Annotated in this window: 19 protein-coding genes; 10 read left to right on the top strand and 9 right to left on the bottom strand. The window is 59.5% G+C overall.

Translation table 11 applies throughout. From position 1 onward, the window contains the following. The first annotated feature begins 96 nt into the window (after positions 1–96). The 6 genes from A9Q02_RS20065 (at position 97) to A9Q02_RS23930 (ending at position 9,269) form a co-directional block, all read left to right on the top strand. Positions 97–1,956 (top strand): SUMF1/EgtB/PvdO family nonheme iron enzyme, encoded by a 1,860-nt coding sequence (locus A9Q02_RS20065; RefSeq protein WP_097654855.1) that lies wholly within the window; start codon positions 97–99, stop codon positions 1,954–1,956. A 48-nt stretch (positions 1,957–2,004) separates the two neighbouring features. Next, the gene (darT, locus tag A9Q02_RS20060; protein WP_097654854.1) at positions 2,005–2,652 is read left to right on the top strand and encodes a type II toxin-antitoxin system toxin DNA ADP-ribosyl transferase DarT; all 648 of its coding nucleotides are present in this window, start codon (positions 2,005–2,007) and stop codon (positions 2,650–2,652) included. Positions 2,653–2,665: 13 nt separating this feature from the next. Then, a complete protein-coding gene (darG, locus tag A9Q02_RS20055) occupies positions 2,666–3,733 on the top strand; it encodes a type II toxin-antitoxin system antitoxin DNA ADP-ribosyl glycohydrolase DarG (RefSeq protein ID WP_097654853.1) in 1,068 nt (355 codons plus the stop codon). Between the two features lie 361 nt (positions 3,734–4,094). Beyond that, positions 4,095–5,168 (top strand): tetratricopeptide repeat protein, encoded by a 1,074-nt coding sequence (locus tag A9Q02_RS20050; protein WP_097654852.1) that lies wholly within the window; start codon positions 4,095–4,097, stop codon positions 5,166–5,168. Positions 5,169–5,345: 177 nt separating this feature from the next. Beyond that, positions 5,346–8,006, top strand: coding sequence for an SUMF1/EgtB/PvdO family nonheme iron enzyme (locus A9Q02_RS20045; protein ID WP_097654851.1), 2,661 nt, complete (start codon positions 5,346–5,348; stop codon positions 8,004–8,006). Positions 8,007–8,237: 231 nt separating this feature from the next. Continuing rightward, positions 8,238–9,269: a hypothetical protein gene (locus A9Q02_RS23930; RefSeq protein WP_141509087.1), complete on the top strand. Its 1,032-nt coding sequence runs from the start codon at positions 8,238–8,240 to the stop codon at positions 9,267–9,269. Here A9Q02_RS23930 and A9Q02_RS20035 read toward each other — a convergent pair. After that, the gene (locus A9Q02_RS20035; protein WP_097654849.1) at positions 9,217–10,371 is read right to left on the bottom strand and encodes a hypothetical protein; all 1,155 of its coding nucleotides are present in this window, start codon (positions 10,369–10,371) and stop codon (positions 9,217–9,219) included. The two genes, A9Q02_RS23930 and A9Q02_RS20035, sit on opposite strands and share 53 nt — an antisense overlap. Positions 10,372–10,389: 18 nt before the next feature. On the opposite strand from A9Q02_RS20035, the gene A9Q02_RS20030 reads away from it, so the two are divergent. After that, positions 10,390–10,956 (top strand): hypothetical protein, encoded by a 567-nt coding sequence (locus A9Q02_RS20030; RefSeq protein ID WP_097654848.1) that lies wholly within the window; start codon positions 10,390–10,392, stop codon positions 10,954–10,956. Positions 10,957–11,391: 435 nt separating this feature from the next. Here A9Q02_RS20030 and A9Q02_RS24455 read toward each other — a convergent pair whose 3' ends face one another. Continuing rightward, the gene (locus A9Q02_RS24455; RefSeq protein WP_172451215.1) at positions 11,392–11,640 is read right to left on the bottom strand and encodes a helix-turn-helix domain-containing protein; all 249 of its coding nucleotides are present in this window, start codon (positions 11,638–11,640) and stop codon (positions 11,392–11,394) included. Positions 11,641–12,175: 535 nt separating this feature from the next. Between A9Q02_RS24455 and tcmP the strand changes: the two genes are divergently transcribed. Beyond that, complete coding sequence (gene tcmP / locus A9Q02_RS20020) at positions 12,176–13,294, top strand: three-Cys-motif partner protein TcmP (RefSeq protein ID WP_097654846.1); 1,119 nt, start codon at positions 12,176–12,178, stop codon at positions 13,292–13,294. Between the two features lie 147 nt (positions 13,295–13,441). Here tcmP and A9Q02_RS20015 read toward each other — a convergent pair whose 3' ends face one another. Then, positions 13,442–14,170 carry a DUF5131 family protein gene (locus tag A9Q02_RS20015; protein WP_097654845.1) on the bottom strand — a complete coding sequence of 243 codons (729 nt, stop codon included), beginning with the start codon at positions 14,168–14,170 and terminating at the stop codon, positions 13,442–13,444. A gap of 473 nt (positions 14,171–14,643) precedes the next feature. Here A9Q02_RS20015 and A9Q02_RS23925 point away from each other — a divergent pair, with 473 nt between their 5' ends. Then, entirely contained in the window at positions 14,644–15,360 is a 717-nt protein-coding gene (locus A9Q02_RS23925; RefSeq protein ID WP_141509085.1) for a hypothetical protein, read from the top strand. 3 nt (positions 15,361–15,363) lie between these two features. Here A9Q02_RS23925 and A9Q02_RS20010 read toward each other — a convergent pair whose 3' ends face one another. Further along, positions 15,364–15,735, bottom strand: a complete 372-nt coding sequence (locus tag A9Q02_RS20010; protein WP_097654844.1) for a hypothetical protein — start codon at positions 15,733–15,735, stop codon at positions 15,364–15,366. A gap of 527 nt (positions 15,736–16,262) precedes the next feature. Between A9Q02_RS20010 and A9Q02_RS24450 the strand changes: the two genes are divergently transcribed. Beyond that, positions 16,263–16,421, top strand: coding sequence for a hypothetical protein (locus A9Q02_RS24450; protein WP_172451213.1), 159 nt, complete (start codon positions 16,263–16,265; stop codon positions 16,419–16,421). 33 nt (positions 16,422–16,454) lie between these two features. Here A9Q02_RS24450 and A9Q02_RS20000 read toward each other — a convergent pair whose 3' ends face one another. The 5 genes from A9Q02_RS20000 to A9Q02_RS19980 form a co-directional block, all read right to left on the bottom strand. After that, positions 16,455–17,876, bottom strand: coding sequence for a hypothetical protein (locus A9Q02_RS20000; RefSeq protein ID WP_141509083.1), 1,422 nt, complete (start codon positions 17,874–17,876; stop codon positions 16,455–16,457). 368 nt (positions 17,877–18,244) lie between these two features. After that, positions 18,245–19,753, bottom strand: coding sequence for a CHAT domain-containing protein (locus A9Q02_RS19995; RefSeq protein WP_172451211.1), 1,509 nt, complete (start codon positions 19,751–19,753; stop codon positions 18,245–18,247). 508 nt (positions 19,754–20,261) lie between these two features. After that, a complete protein-coding gene (locus A9Q02_RS19990) occupies positions 20,262–21,668 on the bottom strand; it encodes a hypothetical protein (RefSeq protein WP_097654840.1) in 1,407 nt (468 codons plus the stop codon). Between the two features lie 36 nt (positions 21,669–21,704). Beyond that, entirely contained in the window at positions 21,705–24,647 is a 2,943-nt protein-coding gene (locus tag A9Q02_RS19985; RefSeq protein WP_172451209.1) for an NACHT domain-containing protein, read from the bottom strand. An 88-nt stretch (positions 24,648–24,735) separates the two neighbouring features. Further along, the coding region (locus tag A9Q02_RS19980; protein WP_097654838.1) for a caspase family protein at positions 24,736–26,229 on the bottom strand (1,494 nt) is incomplete at its 5' end.

The following is a 26,229-nucleotide window of genomic DNA, read 5'->3' as shown; positions in this document are numbered from 1 at the left end:
ATGGTAGGTCATCGCGGAGGCAGATGGGATCGGCAATTCTAAAGATCACCACCGGCAATTCTAATTATCGTTGATCAGGCGACGACGCTGCAGGCGGTGCAGGCGTTTGCGACCCGCTATCCACAGGTGCGCATGGTGGTGACCTGCCGCACGCGGGCGTTCACCGAGGAGTTGCAGGCCGTCCTCGGCTGGCCGGTGACGACCCTGGCCCCGTTGACGCTGGGCCAGGTACGGGCGTTTGTTCCAGCGTGGTATGGCGAACTGGTCGCCCATGGGCATTTGGCCCAGGCCCAGGCAAAGGGGTTGAGCGAGGATTTGATCGCGACGATTGTTGGGAGTCCACGCCTGCGGGCGATGGCGGCCTCGCCGTTGCTCGTGACCTTGATGGCCTTGCTGCTGTTTCGGCGGGGGACGCTGCCGCGTGATCGCCCGACGCTCTACGAGCAGATCCTGGAATTGCTGCTGGGCGAGTGGGACAAAGTGCGGGACGGGCAGAACCTGGCCGATGCGCTGGGGCGTCCGGATTGGACAACGGCCCGCTTGCGCCCGCTGCTCGACCGGCTCTCCTACGAGGCACACGCGGCGGGGTCGTCGGAGGATGGACGCGGGCGGCTGGGCAAGAGCCAAATACGTGATGCCTTGATCGAGTTCTTTGAGGCGGCGAAGCTCCCGGAACCCTGGGGGGCCGCCGGGCGCTGTCTCGACTATATGGAACACCGGAGCGGGTTATTGACCCCGGACGGGCCGACGAGCTATGTCTTTGCGCACCTGACCTTGCAAGAACACTGCGCCGGGCGGCACATGCTGCTCAGTCGTGATCCGGTGGCGCAGGTGCTCGCCCGGCGGGGGGATGACCGCTGGCGTGAGCCACTCTTCCTGGGGGTGGGGGTGGTGCAGGCGACGAACCCGTTTCTCGTCGAGAAGGTGCTGCGGGTACTCGTTGACCGCCGCGAGCAGGGTGTGGCAAAACCCCTTGCACGCTGGTACCGGGATCTCATGCTGGCGGCGGAATTAGGCGTTGATCGCGACTGGACGTATCTGGCTGAGCAGCAAGTGGATGTCGCTGGGTTACAGGCTGGTCTGCGTGACGGGTTGGTGACCTTGCTGGCCGACCGTGACCAACCCCTGCCGGTGGCCGAGCGGGTGCGGGCGGGGTTCCTGCTGGGCGATCTGGGCGATCCGCGCGTGCCCGTGACGGTGGAGGAGTGGCAGCGGGAACTGGCACGCATCCAGGCGGGTGACCTGACGGGCTACTTCTGCAAGGTTGAGCCGGGCACCTACTGGATTGGCAGTAGCGACGATGACCCGGATGCAGACGACGAAGAACAACCGCTGCATCAGGTGACGCTGGAGCAGTTATTCTGGATCGCCCGCTACCCGATCACGAACGCGCAGTGGCAGGCGTGGGGCGAGCGCCGACCCTACGGGGCCGATCATGACGAACTGAACCGCGCCAATCAGCCGGTGGTGGGTCTGTTATGGCCCTGGTGCAACGACTTCTGTACCTGGCTGAGTACGCAGATCAGTGCGACCGTCCGCCTCCCCACCGAGCAGGAGTGGGAAGCATCCGCCCGTGGCGGAGATATGCGGTGCTACCCCTGGGGCGATGAGTGGCGCGACGACCACGCAGCGATAACAGAGGAGCAGGAGGAGCAGGAAACACGTGGCTGGGGTGGGAGCGTACCCGTGGGCTGTTACCCAGCAGGGGCCGCACCCTGTGGAGCCGTAGATATGACCGGCAATGTCTGGGAGTGGACGGCGAGTGAGTGGCAGACCTATTCGGGAGCGGCAACAGCCTTTACAGAGGAGGATGCCCGTACGCTTCGAGGGGGTAGTTACCGCAACACAAAAATCTATGTTCAATGCTGGGTGCGGATCACTGATCCTTTTGACTATAAGGGCGGTCTCTACGCCGATGGATTCCGGGTGGTGGTAGCCCCTCTGATCGCACCTTGAAGCGCACCATCATAGTGGAACTGTCCTTCGTTCTTTGGTAGAATACCTATGTATAGGGTACCGGCTCAACCCAAAATGTATCACATTCTCCACGTTGATCGGTTAGCCTCAGTGCTCGCCGATGGCGGACTCTGGTGTGATGCGGAGATGCAACGAAGGGGTGGCGCTGGTACGACGATTGGGATGAGTGGTATTAAACAGCGCCGGTTGGCTCTCCCAGTGGCTTGCCATACCGGTGATCATGTCGGTGACTATGTGCCCTTTTATTTTTGCCCGCGCTCGATCATGCTGTACATTATTGCGCAGCGCAATCATCCGGATTTGAGTTATCGAGGTGGGCAAGAACCGATTATACATCTTCAAGCTGATGTCGCTGCAACGGTTGCCTGGGCTGACTCACAGGCTACGCGCTGGGCCTTCTCACTTTCAAATGCTGGCGCGTACTATACGGAGTTTCGCTCACGGCTCGATCAATTGGATCAGGTGAATTGGCTGGCAGTTGCTGCACGCCAATGGAACGATCCAGATACAAAAGAAGGCAAACAGGCAGAATTTCTTGTGCATAGCTTCTTCCCATGGCATCTGGTTGAGCGCATCGGTGTCCACACACTGGGAATGGCCCAACAGGTCGTTCAGATCCTACAAACCGCCGAACATCAACCGCCGGTTGCACATAAAAGCGCCTGGTATTACTAGAAGGAGGAATCCCATGATCGAATATCTCACTGGCGACCTCCTGCAAGCCGATGTTGAGGCGTTGGTCAATACGGTCAACTGTGTTGGCGTCATGGGTCGCGGGATTGCGCTTCAGTTCAAGCATGCCTACGAAGACAACTACCACGCCTATGTTGCAGCTTGTAAGCGCGGCGACGTGCAACCGGGCCGTATGCTGGTCTTTGAGCCCAACGTACTGCTTGGCCCAACGTACATCATTAATTTTCCAACCAAGCGAGATTGGCGTGGCAAAAGTCGGCTCGAGGATATCGATGCGGGCCTGACAGCGCTGGTTGATGAGATCCGTCGGCGTAACATTCGCTCGATCGCCATTCCTCCCCTTGGCAGTGGTTTAGGAGGGCTGGATTGGCAGCTGGTGCGTCCGCGCATCGAAGCGGCCCTTGCCCCGCTCACTGATGTGCATGTGAAAATCTATGAGCCGTCATCACCTCAGGCGTTATCGGTTCAAATGCAGGCTCCCAACGTACCTACGATGACTCCGGCGCGGGCTGCCCTGGTGTTGCTGATCCATCGCTATCTTCGTGGGTTGATGGATCCATGGGTCACGCTGCTCGAAGTTCATAAGCTCCTGTACTTTATGCAGGAAGCCGGACAACCACTCAAGCTGAAGTATCAGAAAGGGCCATACGGCCCATACGCCGAGAATTTGCGTCATGTGCTGAAAGCAGTAGAAGGTCACCTGGTCACCGGGTATGCAGATGGTGGTGACCAACCGGGCAAACCGCTTGAACTGCTTCCAGGTGTCGTTGAACACGCAACGCCATTGCTGCAAGAAGATGCAGAAGCACATGCTCGCTTTGAGCGGGTTGCCGATCTGGTTGAGGGCTTTGAAACGCCATTTGGGATGGAACTCCTCGCCACCGTGCATTGGGTGATGAGCCGTGAGGGTGCGCAGACTGAGGATGCCGTTATCAACGCGACCTATGCCTGGAATAGACGAAAGCACCGTTTCTCAGCGCATCAAATTTTGCTGGCACGACATATCCTTCGTAAGAAAGGCTGGTTCAGTCCGCAGTTGGAAGCAACTGCTGGTGGCGTATAAGGTGACGTGCCGTGGCCTCCGACGGTACTGCGGCCCTGTTGGTGGCTGCCGGGGCAGGCTTCAGGCCTGCTCATCCGTACGCGAGCGCGGACGTTCCCTGGCTCACTGAGCCGAAGAGTTGCACCGCCTTGTCGGGCCCGTAACCGTGACAAGCGTGGTGAACGTCCGACGAGGGGACTCCCCATGACCTGCTGGAAACTGAAATTGTTCCATCGGGCGCGTATGCTGGTGCAAGGGCCACCTGCTGCTGCAGATGCAGCCCACAGTCACGGGTAACGCTGTTTCCTGACCACGGCAATTATCTCGTTGCTGCCGAGCTCCTCGTCCAGGTGTCTGAGCAGGTAGCGCACAGGAGGGCATCATGCGTTGGCTCTTTTTGCTCAGTTTGCTCCTCGTCGTGAGTGGCTGTACGGCAGCGCCGCGAGATACGCCGTTGCATGTCCTGGTTGACCTGGACGGTCAGGCCGAGGTGAAGCGCAGTGGTTGGCAAAACTACGCCCTGGCGCACTTCGGCACCATGCTGCATGCAGGTGACGAGTTGCGGGTGTCCGGGAGCGCCACGATTGTCTGCGGCGACCTGCAACGTATCGTACTCCACGACCATCACGGTGCCATTCCTTGTGGGGAGCAGGCCCCAATCCTCTTCTTTCACGGCCTCGAGCCGGTGTCCAGCGCAGACCCCCATGGCGACGCGATCCCGCGCATGATAACCCCCGTGCGCGGTTACGTGCTCAATGACCGCCCCCTGCTGCGCTGGACGCCTGCGCACGCTGCCGAGGGCTACCGCATCACGCTGCTGCGTGGCGCAACGTTGCTGCGTGAGGCCACGGTGGTCTGGGAGCGCGATGTCGGTGCGGTGACCAGCATGGCCTATCCGGACGAGGAGGCAGCGCTGGTTCCTGGCGTCTCCTACCAGTTTGTCGTGGCGGTCACCAACGATCTCCCGCGCAGTTCACAGCAGGTGCAGTCCTTCCGTAGCAGCCGCGTGCGTCTGCTGAGCGATCGGGCGGCGGCACCCATTCGTGCCGCTACCCAGCAGATCGTCGAGCTTGACCTCGACCAGCCCGGGCAGACCCTCTTGCTCACGACCCTCTACGCTCAGCAGCAACTCCACGCGGACGTACTGGCGCTGCTGGCCCAAGGCCCCGACAAGCCGGTCTTCCTCCGTCAGCGCGGCGCGATCTACCAGGAGCTCAACATGACGGCATTCGCTGAGGACGCCTACCAGCAGGCCCTGGCCCAGGCGGTTGAGCGCCACGATCAGGAGGGTCAGGCGCTTGCCCATCGCGTCATGAGTCGACTAGCCCTGGATCGCGGTGACATCCCTGCCGCCCGTGAACACGTGAGCGCAGCCCTCGAGATCTACCGTCAGCTCGGTGCTACCGATACGGTGCATCGGCTGGAAGCGTCGCTTGCTGCCTGGTCGGAGCAGTGACCGCCGCCCTGCCTGGCTTCATCGCGGCGTGGCCCAGGAAGACCCCTGACCCCTGCTCGCAGCGTCGCCCAACGCCTCCATCACCGCTTGGCGCTGCTCACCCTGGGGTGCCATGCGCTGCTCGCTATGCTATACTGGCCTGGAAGCCAGTGCCAAGCGCATTGCTGATGGAGACGTATGCGCGAGCCGGAACGCCCTCCCCCAGCCTCGATTGATCAGTCCCAGCAAGCCGGTGGGATCAATCTGGGTGCGTTCAATCAGATCGCGCAGGTGCGGATCGGCGATGTGATCACCGGGGACAAGGTCACCATCCAGATCTTTCCGTTGGTCATTTATACCGGCTCCCCCCAGCCCATTGATCCCACCATGCAGGCGGCGTTGCTCCAGGCCTATCGCAGCGAGATCGCGCTGCGCTACGCGGTCTGGCGGCGCCGCTATGCGACCTTGCCCCTGGTCGCCCAGCCGGTTGCTGTCACCCCCGGGATGGGTTCGTATTATGAGCGCGAGGAACTCTTTTTCCGTGCCTGGCGGCAGGCGCACGCGGCCGCCGATGCCCCGGACGAGGCCCCGGCTGCGCTGACGCCACACACGTTCACCGATCTGCGTGAGGGGCTGGAGCGCTACGGTCACATGCTGCTGCTCGGCCCGCCTGGGGGCGGCAAGACAACCGCGCTCTGGCGGCTGGCCCTCGATCTCGCCGAAGCCGGGTTGACGGGTGACGAGGCCACCCCGGTGCCAGTCTTTGTTCGCCTTGGAGGGTTGCAATCCACGCAGACCCTGCGCGACCTGCTGGCCGCCGACCTTGCGGGTGCCGCCTGGGTCGACGGAGCGGGGCAGCGCTTTCCGCTGGACGCCCATCGCGACCTGGTGGGCTTGCTTGATGGGTTGCTGGCGGACGGTCGCTTGGTGCTGCTCTGGGATGGGCTCAACGAGGTGCCACGCAGTCGCTTTCTCGCCAGCGCCCAGGCGTTGGACGACTTTCGGCGGTCGTATCCGGGGCGCATGGGCGGGCGGTCAACGACAAGTGTGACGACCTGCCGCGCCGATGATCATGCCCGCTTGCTGGAAGAGCGTCGTGACGATCCGTACCCCGTGCAACCGGTGCGAATCGAGGGACTTGATGCCGCGACGATGCGCCAGGTGATCGTGGGCGTGCTGGGGGCTGACCAGGGCGCGGCCTTGCTGACCGCGCTGGACGAGCCAGCGCATGCGACCCTGGCGAGCCTGGCGCGTACCCCCTTGCTGCTCACGATGCTCTGCGAGGTCTATCAGGGCGCGGGAACCCTGCCGCGCAATCGGGGGCAATTGCTGCAACGCTTCGTGGCCTCACGGTGGGCATGGGAAGCGCAGCGTCACCCCGAAGGGTGGCTGGCAGCAGAGATGCAAGAGCGCGGCTTAGCGCAGTTGGCGTATGCGATCACGGCCACCGCCGGACGCGGCACCAGCGTATCGGTGGCGTGGGCGGCAGAGCAACTCCGGATTGCGAAGGTCAGAAGCGATCATGCCCACCTGCTGCGCCAGGCCCAGGCCGCCGACTTGCTCGAGATCCTGGGCGACGGGGGGCAGGTGCGCTTTAGCCATCAGTTGGTGCAGGAGTATTTCGCCGCTGTTGCGCTGCGCACCAAGCTGCACGCCGCGACGCGCTGGGGGAACCTGCCCGTGGTGGGCGGCGGGGCGCAATGGGTGCTGCTCCGGCAATATGCCCGCCCTGGCGGACGCACCGGGTGGGAAGAGACGCTGCTGCTGCTGGCGGGCCTCGACGATGATGTCACTGTCGCTCGGGCGTTGATCCAGAGCTTTGCCTCGCAACCGTTGCAGGCGGCCCAACTGTTGCTGGCCGATGGAGGGGTGATTGAACCCGGGCTGCGTGAAGAGGTGCAGACCGAAGCGCTGCGCCAGCTTGCTGATGCGACCATTGGTTGGCAGCGGCGGCATGCTGCAGGCACGGCCCTGGGTCTGCTTGGTGATCCGCGTATCCCAGTGACGCTGGCGGCATGGCAGGCGGAACTGGCCCAGCGCAGCACGACGTTTGGGCAACCACAGGGGTACTGGTGTTTTGTCCCAGCGGGAAGGTATCAGATCGGCGGCTGGGACGAGGGTGAATCTGTTGTCACATTGACCCTCCCCGCGTTCTGGATCGCCCGTTATCCGATCACGGTGGCGCAGTACGCCGCGTTTGTCGCTGAGGGCTACGGCGATGCGGCGCAACACTGGTGGACGCCGGAGGGCTGGCAGTGGAAGCAGCAGCAGCAGCGCCAGCAGCCGTGGTTCTGGGAAGATGCTCGGTTCAATGGGCCCAATCAGCCAGTGATCGGGGTCAGTTGGTATGAGGCGACGGCCTTCTGTGCGTGGCTCACCGAACGCCTGGCTGACATGCTGCCGGCAGGCTGGACACTGCGTTTACCGACCGAGGCGGAGTGGGAAGTGGCGGCGGCGTATGACGCGCAGGGCCAGCGGCGTCCGTATCCGTGGGGCAAAGCATCACTGACGCCGGAATTGGCGATCTATCGAGAGAGTGGCCTGGATCGTCCGGCTCCCGTGGGGTGTTGTCCGGCAGGGGCGGCGGCGTGCGGGGCGTTGGATATGGTGGGCAACGTCTGGGAGTGGGCCAGTAGCAGGTACAAGGCCTATCCAGGCGAGGCTGCCCAGGAGGGGAAAGACTTTACAGCTGATAATTGGGATGTGCCGTGGCGGGGTGGGTCGTGGCGTGATGAAAGAACAAATGTTCGCTGCGGGGCGCGGGGCTGGGTCCGTCCCGTCGGCACGTTCATCTACCTGGGTTTTCGGGTGGTGGCGGCCCCCCTTGTTCGCACGGATGTCCTGAATTCTGTGTTCTGAATTCTGTATGCTGCGTTGCTGTTTCCTTCTGGGGCGAGCAAAGTGTCAAGGGTTTGCCCCCGCCACATCCGCGATTTTTTTGTTGGGGCACGGCGCCGCCGTGCCCGTACGGGCACGGCGGGGCAGGGGTAGCGCGGGGCGCAGCGGCGGCGCGGCGCGGGGCATGGCAGCATCGTAGGGCCGAAGCACGCGCCCCGCCCCCGTGCCGCCACCCCACCTCTGCACAGGCGCGTGCTTCGGCCTTACGGCCATGGGGTGCGCACGGCGGCGGGGGCACGGCGTCGCCGTGCCCGTACGGGGCATGATCATCGGCGTCATGATGCGGTGTGGGGCACGGCACCGCCGTGCCCCGACACCGTGCCATGCCTGCCCCTCGCCCGCATTGCGCGCGAGGAGCGACGGCACGACCGTTCTTTGGCGGCCACAAACTCACTCCCCGCTTCTCGCCTGATCCGCCGCCTGAAGCAATTCCAGCGCACGCTGCTGGCGTTCGGCGCTGGTGGCTCCGCAGGCGTGGCCGAGCGTGCCGCCGAAGTTGCCGTCGATGACCGGCACGCAGGTGAGCGCTGGGGCAATGGGGGCCGCTGGCGGCGGTGGGGGCGGGCGCGGCGTCGCGGTCGGCAGCGCGGTCGCGGTCGGCGTGGCGGTCGGTGGCCCGCTGCCGGTGAGTTCCCAGGCCCGAATCCAGACGGTGCCGGAGCCGTCAGCGGCGATGCGCAGCCAGCCGTCCTGGGTGGCGAGGGTGGTGTAGGGGCGGCCGGGTTCCAACGCGCCCACGACGACACCCTCGGGGGCGGCGAAGGCGACGACGGCGCGGGGCAGGACGTGGCGGGCCGTGGTCGCGGCGGGCGGCGGGGCCGGGTTCGTGGCGCTGGGCAGTGCCACGGGTTCCGGGCGCGGCCAGGTCGCCCAGAGGCCGCCGCCGAGCAGGAGGCAGGCCAGGGCGACGGCCAGGACGAGCCGGGCATGGCGGCGCGGGCCAGCCGGGGCGGTCGTTGCGCCAGGGCGAAGCATGCCGAAGGGCGTGGGCGCGTCGGTATGGCGGGCGGGCGCGGGCGCGGGCGCTCGTGCGGCGGGCGGGGCGTGGGCGCTCGGCGGCGGGTCACTGGTGGGGGCAGCGGCGTCCGCTGGCGGCGGCGGGTCGCCGTCGCCAAACAAGGGGCCGACGATGATGCGGCCATCGGCCCCGCGGGGGGGAACATAGCCCATGTTAGACGCTCCTTTCGGGGGTGGCCCAGGCGTAGTGGAAGGCGGGGTCGCTGAGTTCGATCAGGTGGCCTTCGCTGCGCCAGGTGCGGATCAAGGCGGTGGCCTTGGTTTTCTGCACGGACAAGACGGTTTCGAGTTGGGCGCGTGACCATGCGCCGCTGAGTTCGCGTTGGGCGACGGCGAGCGCGGTCGCGGTGGAGGGAGCCGGGCTGGACGCGGGTGGGCTGGACGCGGGCCGGGGCGGTTCGCGGCGGGCCGCTCCTTCGGCTAGTTCGGCTGGTTCGCTCGGGGCGGTCAGGGGCGTGGTCAGCGGCGCGGCAGGCGGTGAACGCCCCGCGTCCGCTGCGGCGTCGCTGGGTTCCGCGTAGGCCGCGTTGACCGGGGTGACGAGCTGTTCCATCGCGTACGTCAGGCGGTCGTACTGGTCGAGCAGGTGGTCGTCGTCGAGCAGCGGCGTGCCGGTGTCAATGCCGGTCAGCAAGCGCATCTGGGCGGCGACCTGGCTGATCGCCTCGTTCTCGGCGCGTTGCATCGCGATCAAGGTTCCGGCTAATTCGGCGCGTTCGGCGGCGGTGGTATTGGCCAGGCCCCGCTTGAGCAGGTGCATGGCGCGGGCGTACTGGATGCGGGCGGCCATCAGATTAGCCTGCTGCGCGGCGCGTAAGCGCTTGACTTGCTGGGCCTGGACGATCTCCGCGACCCATTGGTCGGGGGCCATTTGCACCCAGGATAAGGCGGGTACGACGACAAAGACAATGAGCGTGCCAATTGCCAGCGGCAGGTCTTGGCCCGCCGCGACAGTCACGGGCCGGGTTTGCCACCAGGCCCAGACCGCCACGAAGCCGTGATAGACCATGAAGACGGCGGCCCCCAGCGCAATCGCGTGGCCGAAGGTGCGCCAGCGGGTTTCGGCGAGCAACATGCCTGCGGGCGTGCCAGGAAAGAGCATGCTGATCAGCATGGGCAAGACCACGGCGTAGGCCAGCGCAAAGGCCGCGGTGAGCACAAGCTCGGTGAGCATGACGGGGGTGATCATGAGCCAGAAGAAATGCATCCACCAGAGCAGCCCGGCGAGCAGGCCCACCCAGGCGGCGAGGTCAAGGATGCGCGTCGCGGTCGGGGCGCGACGCAGACGGGCGGCGGGATCAAGGTGCATAGGAGCGCCTCCAAGGGTATGATCGGGCAACGCCCCCCTGGGCAGGAGGGTGGTCAGGCCGGGCGTGCCCAGGCATGGGCTGAGCAGCGACAGGATGGGCGGAACGAGCGAGCGACCAGGCGTGAGGTATGGCAACGCCCCCCTGGGCAGGAGGGTGGTCAGGCCGGGCGTGCCCAGGCATGGGCTGACCAGCGGCAGGATGGGCGGAACGAGCGAGCGACCAAGGGTATGATCGGGCAACGCCCCCCTGGGCAGGAGGGTGGTCAGGCCGGGCGTGCCCAGGATGGGCCTGACCAGCGACAGGATGGGCGGAACGAGCGAGCGACCAGGCGTGGGGCAAGGCAACGCCCCCCTGGGCAGGCGGGTGGCCAGGTCGGGCGTGCCCAGGGCGGGGCTGACCACCGACAGGATGGGCGGAACGAGCGAGCGACCAGGCGTGGGGCAAGGCAATGCCCCCCTGGGCGGGCGGCGAGCGCCCCGCCAGGGGGTCAGGCCGGGCGTGCCCAGGGTAGGGCTGAGCAGCGACAGGATGGGCGGAACGAGCGAGCGACCGCAGGGAGGTGGGCGAACCTCCGCGACGGGTGAGGGGCACCAGGGCGGTGGCGGCAGGCCGCCGCCAGCGTGGGGGTACCAGGGCGCGACCCTGGCCCAAGGATGCCGCTGCTGGCCGCAGCGCACCCGCCCTGGGGCAGCGCAGCACACGGACGCCCGGCGACCTCCTCGCCGGAGGCCGCGCACGAGCGCCACGGGGACAAACCGCAGAGAACACGGCGACCTCCGGCGCGAGCCAGGAGAGAAATGACAAGCCCCTGGAACGAACACAGCACCTCAACGCCTGCTACGTTGCGGGGCAACGCGGCAACGGGGTGCTGCTGGAGGACGCCGCACAGTGTGGTACCATGCAGCCCAGCCGCACCGCCTGCTTCGACCAGGTGGTGAGGTTAGCAGCCGTCAGGTGTTACCAGCACCTGGCGGTTGCGTCATTTCATAGCTCTATATTATCCAAGAAAGTGGATACGGTCAAGAGGGTGGACGATATTTCTTGGGGATACTTTTGGTATCACGTGAGGCCAGATACGCATCAACCGCCGCATGAGTTGTCACCCATTGCGACCCAAGCTTCTTGGCGCGGAGGCGACCATGCCGGGCATAGGTCAACAATGAATGCCGCGCCAGACCAGCGTAGTCCGCTGCCTCGGCTATGGAAATTAACTCACCGACTTTGAGCGGGTCGGTGGAATCACCAGGGGATGTTTCGTCGCCAGACATTGCGTTCGTTGCACTCCGCACGGTATTGCTTCGTGCGCCCATGGTAGTTGCTGCGTCGCCGCGAGTCAAGTAAGGGTGCAGCAGCCCCTCGCCTCCGTTGATCACCCCGTCGTCCCCAGCGCTGCTGCGCCTTGCCGTGGGTGAGCCTTTGCACCGTTGCATCGTTGCATCAAGACGAGTCAGCCTTTCCTGAGCATCACCATGCGGGTGCTGCGCGGATCGGCTTTTGGGCGAGCTTTCTTGCTGGGTTGTCACAGCCAGTTGATGCTTGGTAATGGATCGGTTCCATCTTCGTGGTATCCTAGATCCAATTCATTGCAAATCATCATTCGCACATTTGGAGCATCAAGTTCCGAGAGGTCTGCCCCAGGCGGGCGTCGAGGTCGGATGGGAGGCCCAACAGGGCCAGAGTTCCTGGAGCGCGGCTCGCAGGCGCTTTTGGGCAGCGCCAGCACACGCAAGGCCAGGCACAGCAACCACACCAGCCCCGCGAACGGTGAAATAGTTAGTCTAGCCTAGAATCTAGGAGGCAATCATGACGGAGCAAGAGGATGAGTTCTTCGAGGGGAAACGTCCCTGGTCTATTATTAAGGACGAAGTTCTTAGATCCTATCTATCCCCTTATATGGCGAAGGTGAACAGATTAGGACAGTCAATAATTCTTGTAGACGGGTTTGCAGGTCCAGGAGTATTTGATGATGGCTTAGATGGCTCACCATTGATTATATGCAAAGCAGCTGAAAAATTTGCAGCAGGAAAATATAAGGCATTCTTTATCAACAAAAAGAAGAAATATCACGATAAGTTAGAAAGCGTTCTTCGAAAAGGAGGTTGGCTCGGTGCTGCTACGCCAATTTTAGGAGATACAACAGAAATTCTTCCTTTACTACCAAATTTACTGGGTAATCAAACAGTTTTTCTTTATCTAGATCCATTTGGGCCAACAGGTAGCCCGTTCAGTCTATTGGAACCATTTTTAAAGAGAAGCAAAGTGCATAGCACTGAAATTGTTGTCATGATGCATATGCCTATCGCTCATCGATTGGCAGCACGCAATGCAGTAGAATCTGGAAAAGGAGATCATCCAAAAATTCAAAAATTTCATCAGGCAATGTCACGGATCTTTGGAGGCGATTATTGGAAGCCAATTATGTTTTCTTCTGATCTCACAACTGAAGATCGAGAATCTCAGTTAATTAGCGCTTACTGTGATAACTTAGCAGCATACCTGCCATATACAGGGTTCTGTCCAGTACGAGAAGGCGAGAATGATAGAGTCAAGTACTTTTTTGTTTTTGCATCACGACACCCAGACGCGATGTTACTGATGCATGATGCAATGCTAAAAGCCTATTTCAAGAGGATTCATGAAGATGCGTATGAAGGTACTCTATTTGAAAATATTGACTGGAAAGATTCGCTGTCAAAAAAAGGCTTAAAAGAAGCTATTGTTGAGAATGTCAAGATTCAGCCAGGAATTACTAGAAAAACATTGTGGATTAACATAGTTCATAGGTATTTCATGAAATATCAAAAATCAGATTTTCTGTTAGTAGTGCAACAACTTGTTGATAGTGGGGAATTGATCTGCCCAACTCCCCGCAAGACTAAAAGACTAAACGAAAGTTGCGAGCTATTTCTTGCAAATGAGTAAGAGGGTGGTTGGATAAAATCGCGTTTTGTAGCTTCAGGACGCCACCCAACGGGATATCATTAAGCCAAGCATAGTGGTGAGAGCTTTCAGCGCATTGGGATGCGCCAAATCTGTTTATTATCCAACTACTCTCTAAATCACCCAATATTATCCGAGAACATTTGCTTCAACGATTGGGTATTCATCCCACGTTCGCCCATCCAATTCTCGCCCATAGGCTTTGGGTATCCGACCGCCCCATTGTTTAAAGAAAAATGATACATCTTGAATTTGACACATAGCTTGAAGTTCGTGTACCCAATTAGGATCGCATGGGCGAAAACCTGCGCCGCTCTCACCGCCAGCAATCAACCAATGGATGCCGGCTAAGTTTAGCCCATTTAGGGATCCCAATAAAGGTTCAGCACTTATGAACCGTACTTGTGTAGGTACATCCCGTAAGTGATCAACTCTCCAAGCGTACTGTAGCGTTTCGACAGAAACGCCCATCCAAATATGAGGAGCCCAAGGTAGCTTATGCGCTATTTTTGCTAGACGAGCACTCCTTTTGGTCAGTACCTGAAACACATGATGATCAGCGCGTTGCATGACATCAAACACTTGTTCTATGTATTCATCGGAGATATCTTTATGAAACAGATCTGACATAGAGTTAACAAAGATACGCCGTGGTTTTTTCCAAGAAAGAGGCAGTTCTAATCGTTGTGGCCACAATCGTAAATCAAAACCTTGTTCATAAGGATGCCCTGGAACTCCCCGAAAACGTTCGGCAAAAGTTCGAGCATAACAGTGATCACAACCAGGAGAGACCTCTGTACAGCCTGTTACTGGATTCCAAGTTGCATCAGTCCATTCAATTGAAGACTTATCAGACATCACCTCTCCCTTCCTGTAGAGAAAGAACTTACGTTCTATTATACCACCGTTGTCAAGTCTAAACTAGCAAGGGTTAATTCACTTTCACTATTATAACTGAAAATTAGCAGCAAAAAAGCCTTTACACAACACGCCTCGCACCAGACGCCGCTGGATCGGTCTTTGATCTAGGCGACTCCAACTCCGGGCTCATTGACCTGGTGCTGGACTCACTGGAGGATGTGGCAATGCAGTACGGATTGCCGGTGTAAGGAATTGAGTGTGCTATCTACATTGTCTGATCGTTGACGCTGGTTGACCTGGATGCACTCTGTTATTTCCGTCTGGTTGAGCGTTTGTCAAAACTGCTGGTAGCAATAAGCGAACGGTACGTAGAATGACCGAGTTTAAAGGATCGAAGAATGTGGCTTTCCAATAGAGTCCTTGCGTGGACATCTGCCTCGAATGGAGGTGAGTACGGGGACGAGATGGTGATGCGACGTGCTTACGAAATATGGGCACACGCCGAAGCTCTCCTCCGTCATCCGCAAAGTGACTTTTCCTTAGTAGACTCGGTTGCAAATCTAAAACGTGCTATCAGCCATCGACTGAAAGCATTGAACTCGATTTATGATTTTTCAACTATTCCAGTACAGAACAAACCCAAAAGATTACTTGAACAGCTTGCTTACTTCGAGATAGTGCGTCCTACAATGCTCAATACGCTCATAAGCGTACGAAATGCGCTTGAGCATGAGGATATACCTCCACCAACATCAAACCGATGCCACGAGTTGGTGGATGTGACATGGTATTTTCTTCGCACAACAGATCATCTTATCACGTTTATAAAAGATCAAATTCTACTGTTTCCCCTAGGCAATGATTCTCTAAACAGCGACTATTGGCTTGAAGTTGTGACTGGTCCGAGGCAGGCTTGGGCGATTGAATTACGCGGATGGATAACTTCATCGAGTGTCAGTCCAACCATTCAATCCATGTGGTTGCCAATAAACGTACACCGTGTCGAAACGCGTCGTGACTTGCGTAGCCGCTTGACTGCACAAGGTATTGAGTGGAATGAAAATGAAGAGGAAGGCCGAGGTAGTGATGACGATGATATGTATATACATGCTGTAGTAGATATGTCATCACCTATCGGCCCGGAAATGTACCGAAACTATTTCAACGCTAGGATGGTGATCGGATAAAGCTCAGGTTGAGGTTTCAGGACGGACTAAAACGACGGCTCTTACATGCGGCGAAACTCTCCCCGGTCGTCTGTGATGCGGTAATTCGAAGATTGTCCGATCATCCTCTATGTAGTCGTTGCATACCAATACGTAGTGAACCTTTGAAACCTTCGGTACCCCTCGTTCCGCCTGCACCACCGCGAGAAAGGCTTGTGCCCACATCGCCGGCGTCGTATGCCGATCCCAGCCCGTCCACGAGCGTACTTCGGAGTGATGCAGCCCGACCTTGCCTTTGTCCGTTTCGATGCTCTCTTCCACCGTCCAGCGCTTCCCGGCAACCTGCATCAGCTGCGGCACGGTCGTCGTGGCATGGGTGTAGGTCACATACGCCATCACCTCCGTCGGGTCGCTGATACTGCGGCGCACCAGCAGTCAGCGGCTTCCGTCCAGCTCCCGAGGAGCTGTTTCTCAATCAGCATCATGCGGAGAGTAGCCTCCGCCATGCGCGGAATCTGGCTATGCAACGCAACATTGCGCAACGATAGTTCCACTGTAGGTGTTTAACGGTACAGGGCCGCCCCTGGCTGCGCCTGGCTGCGCAGGTGCGTGTCGTGCTGCGGACAAGGGGAAGCCATGGCTTGCCTTGGTGCGGTACGCAGCTTGCCCAACAGATACTCGTCGAGCTTGCCCAGAACATCGTGCTTCTACTCAAAGCGACGCAGCGTATCAAGCGCATTCATTGCTTCGGCTCGCAAACGAGGCTCGCTGATCTTGAACTCGGTGCTCGACATATCGTGCTCAAAGAGCTACCCAAAGCACCTGGTCTGTGGAACCGAAGGGACGACATGCTCGTACCTATGCCTGCGCAGTTCAGCAGTTTGCGGTTTACTCCTGGCATCTCAGCGCATCAACGCAGGGATGTGCGACGTGAAGCTTTGCTTGTGCATCGTTGCTCGATGCTCGTGGCGCTCTTTGCCCTCGTCGCGTTGCTTGAGGCCGAGCACGTACGCAACCGCTTCAACTGCGTCGAGCAGGTTCCTCAACCTACCAGGCCAAAATCTCGCCCAGCGTTGGTCTAGCTGCGAGCGAAGGCGGGAGTCGTTGCGCTCAACTTACTCCTCTGATACAGGTGCCCCTGTGGTACCAGATCCATCTGATGGAAACTCAAACTGGATAAGTGGCCAATCGCGCGTCGTGTAATCGGTGTATACTCCGCGATAGCCGATCATGAAGAAAACCAACCGATAGAAAAGCGTGAGGACGGTCTGTGTGTCATCCAAAAGATCTTGCAGCGACCCAGAACGTTTTGTCACACCGTGGGCTAGCCTTGGCCTTAATCTATTCCACGCCTGTAGGCTTTGACGTGTGATCACGTGGTCATCAATTAGCTTCCTTAGCCGCATAGCTGTACTGGGCTGGTGCAGATTCGCTAGGAGGCCCTTCACTCGCCCGGTCAACTCTTCAGAACCGCCCCAATTATCGAAGTATGCCTGAGCTTGCTTGACCCAGAGCGCATCGTCCTCACTCAACTGGAATGTTCCCTGAGCCATCAGCGGCACAAGGCTCTCGATAGCCGTACAGATCACCAGGGCCTCCGTCTCTACCGCCCCAAGGCTCGCGTGACAGATCGCCCGTACCTGGGCCGAGATGGGGTGCAGGTGATCAGTGGTATCGCGACATACATGATCCAGGTAACAGAGGAAGAGATCGCTAACGGCCTCGCTCGTAGCATCACTGAAGTTAAGAGGAGGTTGGAGGCGCGAAGAAGTGGTTGTCGGGCGGAGTCCACGGATGCTTGTGCTAATGGTATCGTTTTTCCAATTTGTACAGAGTGTCCAGGTCAGTGGGCGAGCCGTGATGAACTGGAGGGCTTCAACAACCCTTCTCGCAAACTGGACAGGGAATCCTCCATTCTTGGCTGTCACCTTGACAATTAGTTGCGCTTCTTCGTGAGATAGCTGGAACTCGTAATCGTCGTTTGAAAAGTTGAATACATCAAGCGCATGGTGTTGACTTGTATTCTTACCAACAGTTCGGGTAATTGTCGTGGACTGATTAAAGGGTAAGCTGACCCGTTCTGCAAACACAAAAGATATGGAAGGTTGCCGCACAAGAAGCTTCTCAGACTGATAACGGGACTGTATTTCCGCAAGCCGCGCACGACACATGCATCCTGTTCCTCCAATGAACGTAGGTTCTATTCGGGTTGCCGTCCACTGGCGACCTTGGATATCGAAAGCAGTCAGTTCGTAGAATTGATCACTGGGGATGATCAAACCTGGTTTGAGTTCATCTCTTTGAGCTAATCGATGCCACAGCATATCGGGGTCAAGCCCATCCGTCACATACAGGGTTAGCTCAAGTTCGCCATCCGCTTTCTGGCGAATAACACCTGGCCCGCGTATCTGTGGTGCTTCAGACATGGCTTGATGCAAGCACAACTCAGAGCATTGAAGCTCAAGTTGGTGTTCTCGCAACGCCTGGTGTTCCTTTGGTGACAATGTGGGTGATATTCCGCCAAAGATCGTTGTCACATCTTGTCCTCGTGAATAACCGTCAGCTTTTTTCAAAGGCCACGGGATCTACGCACTCAGCTTCGCTAAACCAGCGATCAGCAGGCCGATTTTCTCATGATGTTGCCGCTCTTCGTTTGTCGTTCAGTAGCCTCTTTTCCCATTTCCGTACGGGTTTGTCTTCCTTCATACCCATATGCGACTTTTCGAGGATTACTCTTCTCCTGCCGATCCTGTGCTACGAACAGTCGCGCAGGGGAAGCCATCGTTCCCAGCGGATGTATAGGGGAACTCGTAGTATGAACTCCTGTAAACTTTTAGCGAGGTGCAACAGCTTAAACTTGAGATAAAATATGTTATTTATTATCAATTAAAAGATTAAAAATTGATCAAATTCCATCTTTATAAATGTTAAATCTGCTCTTTGTATTGACTAATGCCGAACGCCATTGCACACGTGAGGATATATAGCTGAAGCCCAGGGATACCAGGATGACGGCCATGAAGAGCCCGTGGGCCAGGGCGGTTGGCAAAAACGTGAAGACGTCAAGACTCCAGAGCGAGGACCAGAAGAAGAGGCCTAGCAGACTGCCGAGAGCATAGCCAAGGTATGCACCGACCCATTGCGCGTACAAGGCAGCGTGACGAATGTTCGGTGCGAGATCAGGGCGTGTGCGGACGCTCCGTTGAGCGAGGGCAATGATCCCTGGGCCGAGCAGACCAACCCCGAACCAGGCAGTCAGGGGGGCGTGCAAGGCGTCGTGATCAAGGCGGATATTTGCTGGATTGATCAAGAGCCGGATCAGCCCGATACTCAAGAGCAGAAAGCCCCAGGCGATGAGCATCCCGCGCAGGGTGCGAACCGCTACCGGCTCACGCATCCAGGCTTCCACGTGATCCGCCAGGTGTGTATACCAGGTTGCGACTTCTAGTTCTAGTGGCAAGCTGCTCCCTTGATAGACCATTGGCAGGCTCCAGTCAATTGCCCCCGAGACGTTGTACATCGCAATGCGACTCGCCGTGATTGCTTTGCCCAGACCGTTGCCCCGTGCCAGTTCAGCGTGGAACACCTGGATAAAGGTTTCAACTGCTGCTTGCGTAATTCTCCCCTGCATTGTAACCACAGATGGGATGCCTTGGCGAATCAATGCCAGCGCAATGTTCTCAACCGTACGCCGCTCGCCTTCTACCCGTTCATTATAAAATTCTGGGCGAATGGCACTGGGGATCGTGCCTGAATGACAGGCCATGAGCACCACAACCTGCAGATCGGGTAGCAGCGACAGCACTGGGGCAAGTTCAAAGGCACTTACCCGTTGAATGAAGCCATCTTGATGCGTAAAGATTAGATCATGCCGGTGTCCTCTACTTGTAATACTCTCTTCGCCATGACAGAACAGGTAGAGGATCTGTGGAGCCCTGGTAAGCAGACGCTCCTGGAGCACGCCAAGTGTATTGGGGCCTTCATACAACCAATCTTCGGCCCGATCTGAGGCGAGAACCTGTTCAAACGCTTGCCTTATTGCTATGCTCTCCAGAGTTTGTCCCGTTTCCGGCATCGCCGCAAAGACTTGAACTCCAAGGGGTAATTGTAGTTGTGGTATCTTCTCTGATCCCCACCCGCGCACTTGACGTACGAGATTGACCCGTGCATCACGCAAGAGAAAAGCATCGCTACATTGGTCGACCAATGGCAAGACCATCAATTCCCACGGTACGGCCAGTAGCCCAATCGTTTCAGGTGTTGTCTCGAATAAGATGTTCAATTGGTGTCCCTGACTCTGAGCACATTGCCATGCAGCGAAGATATCCTGATGTACAGCTTTGGGCAAAACCTGGCTCACCCGCCGCCCCAGCAGCAACAAATCTTGCACTGCCATGACATCTGGGGTCGCCATACGAACTGCTTCAATGAAGAAATTGGCTTTTACCTTCTGATCATACTCCTTGCGTAAAGATTTTATTTCACTGGGGTCGCCATGCAATTGCAGTTGCTTAAAGAGACGTTCAGCTGTCTTGGAGGGCACAATCTTCAGTAATAGCAGACGGAGTCCATTTTTAGGGATCGAGTGTGAGAACCTGTTGAAGTAATTTCTTAGCGATCGTACACATGATAACCCTTGAAAAACGACATCGACTTGGTATTGATCAAGAACTGCGTCTGATCGAATATGTAGCTTAAGAACAGCGCTCTTTTTTGGCTTTGCCATAACGTAAACCCTAATACCAATTACCTTTGAGGTGTTCGCATCCGCGTCATACTAAGCGAAGTTTCTTCCTTTCAGTAGGGCAGATCCTTTGCTTCACCTTTGGCTTCGCTCAAGATGACCATGCGCCCTGCTCAACGGGAAATGGTATAACGCATACCAACGACGGAGATATGCTAGCCTGTAGAGATAAGGCTAATTAGTCTCCACGCTGATACTCAATCGACAACAAATAGAGTAAATGCTCGGCCATGGCCTCAAGCAACGTGACCGGCCACCCATCAAGCTGGTCCAGCGTCTCCCAGAGTGCCACTAAAGCTTGTGCTCGATCCGTTAGTAGCACGGGCACCTGATGATCCGTCCAGACGCGTAAGGTTGTTAGCGCCTCCCAAAGCGGGTCAGTCTCCACTCCCTCCGGTGCCGTCGCTCGACCGAGCGCTGCCATCGCAGTTGACCAGCGATCAGCCGCCAGCGTACTGGTTCCCGCCTCCAACAGCGCTTGCACCGCAACCCCACCATGCGAGGGGGCCATTGCGGTCAGCACATCCTGATGGGCATAGATCACCGCTGGCCAGGCCGCAAGATCCGTCACCGCAGCCAGGTGCGCATAAAGCGCAACGAGCCGATGGCACGACCGCGTCGCCTCGCTGAGTTCTTGCAACCAGGCAATGCCTTGCGGATCGGTGCTGAGCCAGAATAAGACGATATGACCATTGCCCTCACGGATCAGACCATCGAGGGCCCGTTGGGCAACCTGCTTCTGGGCTGGATGCTGGGCCACCCGAAGCAACCAGGGGCCAGCACAGTCCATCTCGTCACGGCAAGCCCGTCGCAGCAACCAACCCAGTCCAGGCAACGGCATCAGCGCCAGTTCATCAACAAAGACCGGATGCCAGGGTAACAGGCGTCGCGCCGGAACCCAGAACCATGCGAGCAACACCAACGCCACGCTCAACGCCGCCTGCCACAGATAGCTCAAGGGCCGCAACAGCCCCAACCCAAACCCAACGAGTGCCCACATCCAAAGGATACTATTCAATGGATCTACAGGCCGGAAGACCCAGAGCAACCCGGCAATCAACCAGGCCCCCGCAATGGCGACCCACCGCAACAACGGCGGCTCATCGCGTCGCTCTGCCAGCACCAGCATCACCGTCGCAATACCGCCGCCCCAGACACCAAGCAGCAGCACAAAGCCAATGATCACGCGCCAGTCCTGCTGCAAAAAAAGAAGTGCTGGGCTAAACAGCAAGGTAAAACCCACCAACATCATCGGGGCCAGCGCAACCGTGGAACGGACAAAACTAAATGTCATCAAGGCACGCAGCGACAGGTTTGCCCCTGGCCCAAACAAAAACGAAGCCGCGCCGATCCATACCAGAACCAGGGTCAAACTTATCCCAATCACGAAGGCACGCCAGCCAACGGGCATCCAGACCCCGAGCAGGGCCAGCAGTCCAACGGTTGCCCCAACAACATACCCGCCCACCAACCACACCCAGCGCAAGCGCACCCGACCCTCGCTCATCGCCCTCACCAGGCTGAGTGGGCGCAACAACAGATCGCGCAGCAACGCGAAAAGGTTAGGATGAGTACGAAGCGACATAAGGTAATTCAACTTCCACTATCTCGAAGCTCGGCTTCACTGCTCGTATATTTTTAGGCAGTATTTGAGGTGTCGAATGATGCGAAGACCTACATTCTTAAACTGGAAGTCTGGCTGGGCACGAAAGCGGTAGGTAGAACGTAGGTAGAACGAGTCTATATCCCATGATCCGCCACGGAGTATAAGGCTTTTCTGGGCTGTCTCTGCTGTCATTTCCCGTCCATCGTCAGGATCATAGGGATACGGACGATACGCACTCCGCGTCCATTCCCACACATTGCCCGCCAGATCCAGCACCCCGTCCGGCGTCGCCCCGGACGGGAAACAGCCCACGGCGGTTGTGCCACCATAGATCTCATCAAAGTTTGCCCGCTCGCCCTCAGGCTCAGCCGGCCCCCACGGATAGTTCCGTCGCGTCGGCCCCCGCGCCGCATACTCCCACTCCGCCTCGCTCGGCAGGCGATAGACGAAGCCATCATTGAGGTACATGACCAACCAACGACCAAAGGCCATAGCCTCATGCCAATTGACCCCCACCACCGGGGAGTTCCCACGCCTGTGCCCAAACGTTTCATCATCCCACCATTCTGGCTGATCCTTGCGCTGCCGCCGCTGCCAACGTTCCAACCCCGCCGTGGCAGCATCATCGCGCACCAGCCACGCCCGCCCAGCCGCATCCCACCAGCGGCCCGCTGGATCATACCCACCCGTGGCAATAAACTCGGCATATTGCGCATTCGTCACCAGGTAGCGCCCGATGGCGAAGGGGGGAAGCGTCACAGGCTGATCGTTGATCTCCATCTCAGTCCAATGACGAACATCCTTTGCGATCTCTTTGTCTCCTCGTTGCAGCCAGTACTGCTCCCAGGCTTGCCCGGCTGCCTCAGCCTGTTGCGGGGTGCTGCCCAGCACCAGGGTGCCCCCAGGCAGTTCCACCATCGCGGGTGGCAGCGTGCAAACACCGGGGCGGGGGTCGCCCAGGCGGGCCAGAATTCGCCCGCATTGCACGCGGGCCCGCGCTGGCACCGCCGTGGCGGGTTGACGTTCCAGGATGTGGTGTGCATCAGCCTGGATCGTGGTAGGCAGGGAACCCTGACCTTTGAACCGCTCTAACTCGGTCAACGCATCGCTGGCAAGCGCCAACGCACTGACCCGCTCAGCGGGGGTGTCACCACGCGCACAGAGGAGGCTCAGGAAGCGCCAGCAACGCTCCTGACTCAGATGCCCCGCGCACAGCAAGATCACCTCGCGCCACCAGGTATCCTGGTACCGGTCAAGGAGCTCCCCCCAGCGTTCGTCGGGGGCCTCGGCAATGTGCCGTGCCGCCAGAAATTCCTGGAACGAGAGATGGCTGAAACGGTAGCGGTCAGGCTCGCGCTCATCGAGCAAGCCGATATGCACCGGCAACTCGTCCACGAAACTCTTGGCCAGTTCCGCCGGCGTCGTATAGCGCCCATGCAACACGCCGGCAACTTCGCGCACCAGTTCGTCACGCTCGATGAAGAGTCCGGCTTCACCCCGCTGGTGCATGCGATACGCCACAGCCGCCAGGATCTCACGCTTGGGATCCAGGCCCATCGTCAATTCGGGACGTCCCGCATACTCGCGCCGCTGCTGACCGGGGCGGTCAGCCTTGCCCCGCCCACCTCGCAGCAAGACCTCGACACACTCTTCATAGAGCGCCGCCCGGTCTTCGGGCAACACATAGTTGTTGTAGAAAATGACCGCCACCACGGTCAGCAGCAGCGGATTGCTCGCCAACCCGGCGACCCGTTCATTGAGCTCGAGCGCCTGCCAGAGTTCGTCGGCGTACCGCCCGGCCCGACGCGCTAGTTCCGGCCCATCTACCTGATAGAGCAACCGATGCAGACTACGGCTCCAGTTGCCAATGAAGCGCTGCTGTTGCGTTGCATCCAGATCAGCGACCGTACAAATGCGAAACCCGGCCCCCAATTGCGCATCGCCCTGGTAGGCGGCCACCCGCGACGTGATCACATACCGACAGCGCTGATACCGCCCGACAAAGGTACGCACAATGCTACTGACCAGCGCACGGTCAGCGGTACTGGCAACTTCATCAAGCCCATCGAGCAGCAACAGCGCTCGCCCAGCTTCGCACAGGCGAGCAAAAAAATCCGCAGGCAACGCTAAATCAAAACGCGCATAATAATTCGTCAGGCACTCGATCAGCAGCCGTGGCCCCACCCCCGCCAACTCTTTGCCGTTGCACTCGTGCAGAAAGCTACCCAACTCGCGCAGGGGCAGCAAGAGAGGCACGGGAGGGGTCGTCGAACCAGTCGCCGCAAGCCCCAGCGCGGCCAACTGGGGCGCATCATCCCGCGCCAGCACCTCAGCCAGACGAACAGCGGTATAGTGCAAGAGCGTCGTTTTGCCACTGCCCGGCGCCCCCACCACTGCCAGGCGCGGATGGCGGAGCGCCTGCGTCCAATCGACGGTCTCAGGCCGCCCCGCAACGTCGCCCATGTCAGCCTCACCCTGGCCAACCTGAAAGAATCGCCCAACCTTCGCCATAAAGCCGCGCAACGCCCCGCGCCCCGCTAAGTCCGCAGGCGGCGGTTCGTGCAGGTTCAACGAGACATAGAGTTCGCTGAGCGGCATATCAAGCGGGCGATCGTCAATGCCCCGCAGATCCAGCCCGGCATACTCACGGTAGAGGTGGGTCAAATAACGCCGGAGCGCGGCCCCATAGTCAGCAGGATTCCCTGCAAGCAGCGCCAAGCCATCCAGAAACTGGGCCCCACTGAAATGCAACTGGTACTGATGGCCCTCGATAAACGTACCCATCCGTTTATCGAGCGAACCCTCGGCATAATCACCGCCCTCGGTGCGCACCTCGTGCGCTGGGAGCGCTTCCAGACTGGCGAGTAACCCGTCATACATCGCCCGCGATGCGGCATCCGGGGCGGTATCCCGTTGCTGGCGCAAAAACGCCAACTGCTTGGCTCGTTCATCAGACATTACCATTGCTCCCTCGCACGATCCGGCACCAGGACACGCAACATCCGGTGGAACGCCCAACCTGCCAACGATCGCTTCGTCACCAGGCTCACCCCCCACTCATCCGCCGCACGGCCTCGGCGATCTGCGTCGCAAGGGGCAGCACGGTCGGCAGCACCGCCGCCAAGTTCTGCGCGGCCTGCTTCAGCCCTTCGGCACTGATCTGCACCAGGGTCTGGTTCGGCTGGGCCTTCGTCGCCTGTTCGACGGCGGTCTTGGCGGTTTCAACGACCGCCTCGGCCTCACCGGTGTGCGCAGGGGGCACCTGCTGCAACGCAGCACGCAACTGCTCGATCAGTGCCTGAAGGTGCGCCTTCGTCGCAGCGTCGCCGTGCGGGGCCGCGCCGATGCGCTGCGCGACGTTGGTCAACGTTGACTTGATGGTGAGCATTGCGCCGCTGAAATCACCGGACATGGTAAATTGATCGCCGCTGACAAAGGTGCCCGTGCGCTTGTCAAGGGGGCCTTCGGCGTAGTCGCCGCCGCCGGTGTTGATCTTGCGCACGGTGCTCTGCGCGCCCCGCCCGATGGCGATGCCACTGCCGCTGATATCGCCCGTGGTGATCCGGTCGCCCTGAGTTTGTTCAGTGCGGTTGACGTCCCGGCCCACGATGTCGCCAAGGTTCACGTCGCTGATCGTGTTGCCACTGCCAAAACTGACGCCACCCTGCTGCCCGCGCTGGTCGTGCGTCGTCACCGTGACGTTGCCATGCACATCGCCCGCAATCGCCGCGCCGACGTGCGCCTGATCACCAATGGACTGCTGGTGCTGACGCAGCATGGCCTGACTGTAGGCCGGGTTGACCGCGCGCACCGCCGTGCCCTCGGGTGGTGCCCCTGACCCATCAAACGCGCCGAGCGTCGTCGCCCCCCGATAGCGCGCCACCGGGAACGGCCCCACCCCCTTGAGGATGGTGAGCTCCGGTTCCTGCTGCTCACCGTAGCGCTGCCGCACGGCCGCCGGAATCGTGCGCGGCACGGCCTCGTCGAGCGTGAAGTAGAGGTGCGTGTAGAGGTCAAAGACGCTGATGTAGCCGCGATTGCTCGTCACGCCCTTGCCCCGCAAACCATCAACCAGCGCCTGGGTAAAGAGGGTGAGCGGGCCAGGGCCGATAAACGAGTATTGGTGCTCACGACAGGCGCTGATGATCACCCGGCCTTCGCCGGTGCCGAGCAGCGCGGCGGCCACCGGTGGCGGCAGCGGCGTCCCGGTCAACGGCGCCTCATCAGCGGCCAGCACCGGCGACAGTTCACCCGCATGGCAGGCATTGACGATCAACAGCAGCCGCTTGGCTTTCATGGCGCGCAGCTTCGCGATCACCTCGGCCTCGCGGAGCCCCGTACCCACCGCGACTTTGCGCACGACCATCCGCGTATCGTGCGTGGTCAAATAATAGCCATCATCGCCGTATTCACCGTGACCGGCGTAAAAGATCAGCACCGTGTCACCTTCACCGGCACGGGCAGCCAGCGCATCGAGCGCCGCCAGCACCCCCGCCCGGCTCGCGGCGGCATCGGTCAGGTGCGTCACCTGCCCCGGCGC

This window comes from Candidatus Chloroploca asiatica, from assembly GCF_002532075.1.
GTDB classification, from domain to species: Bacteria; Chloroflexota; Chloroflexia; order Chloroflexales; family Chloroflexaceae; genus Chloroploca; species Chloroploca asiatica.
This window is presented reverse-complemented; position numbering and strand designations above follow the sequence as displayed.

Bases quoted from the DNA above. Each gene is read 5' to 3' on its own strand.
- A9Q02_RS20045 (WP_097654851.1), top strand. From the start codon at position 5,346: ATGCGCGAGCCGGAACGCCCTCCCCCAGCCTCGATTGATCAGTCCCAG.
- A9Q02_RS19995 (WP_172451211.1), bottom strand. From the start codon at position 19,753: ATGGCGACCCCAGATGTCATGGCAGTGCAAGATTTGTTGCTGCTGGGG.
- A9Q02_RS20030 (WP_097654848.1), top strand. From the start codon at position 10,390: ATGATCGGGCAACGCCCCCCTGGGCAGGAGGGTGGTCAGGCCGGGCGT.
- A9Q02_RS19985 (WP_172451209.1), bottom strand. From the start codon at position 24,647: ATGTCTGATGAACGAGCCAAGCAGTTGGCGTTTTTGCGCCAGCAACGG.
- A9Q02_RS20010 (WP_097654844.1), bottom strand. From the start codon at position 15,735: ATGGCGTATGTGACCTACACCCATGCCACGACGACCGTGCCGCAGCTG.
- A9Q02_RS19990 (WP_097654840.1), bottom strand. From the start codon at position 21,668: ATGTCGCTTCGTACTCATCCTAACCTTTTCGCGTTGCTGCGCGATCTG.
- darT (WP_097654854.1), top strand. From the start codon at position 2,005: ATGTATAGGGTACCGGCTCAACCCAAAATGTATCACATTCTCCACGTT.
- tcmP (WP_097654846.1), top strand. From the start codon at position 12,176: ATGACGGAGCAAGAGGATGAGTTCTTCGAGGGGAAACGTCCCTGGTCT.
- darG (WP_097654853.1), top strand. From the start codon at position 2,666: ATGATCGAATATCTCACTGGCGACCTCCTGCAAGCCGATGTTGAGGCG.
- A9Q02_RS20035 (WP_097654849.1), bottom strand. From the start codon at position 10,371: ATGCACCTTGATCCCGCCGCCCGTCTGCGTCGCGCCCCGACCGCGACG.
- A9Q02_RS20015 (WP_097654845.1), bottom strand. From the start codon at position 14,170: ATGTCTGATAAGTCTTCAATTGAATGGACTGATGCAACTTGGAATCCA.
- A9Q02_RS20050 (WP_097654852.1), top strand. From the start codon at position 4,095: ATGCGTTGGCTCTTTTTGCTCAGTTTGCTCCTCGTCGTGAGTGGCTGT.
- A9Q02_RS23925 (WP_141509085.1), top strand. From the start codon at position 14,644: ATGCGACGTGCTTACGAAATATGGGCACACGCCGAAGCTCTCCTCCGT.
- A9Q02_RS24455 (WP_172451215.1), bottom strand. From the start codon at position 11,640: ATGTCTGGCGACGAAACATCCCCTGGTGATTCCACCGACCCGCTCAAA.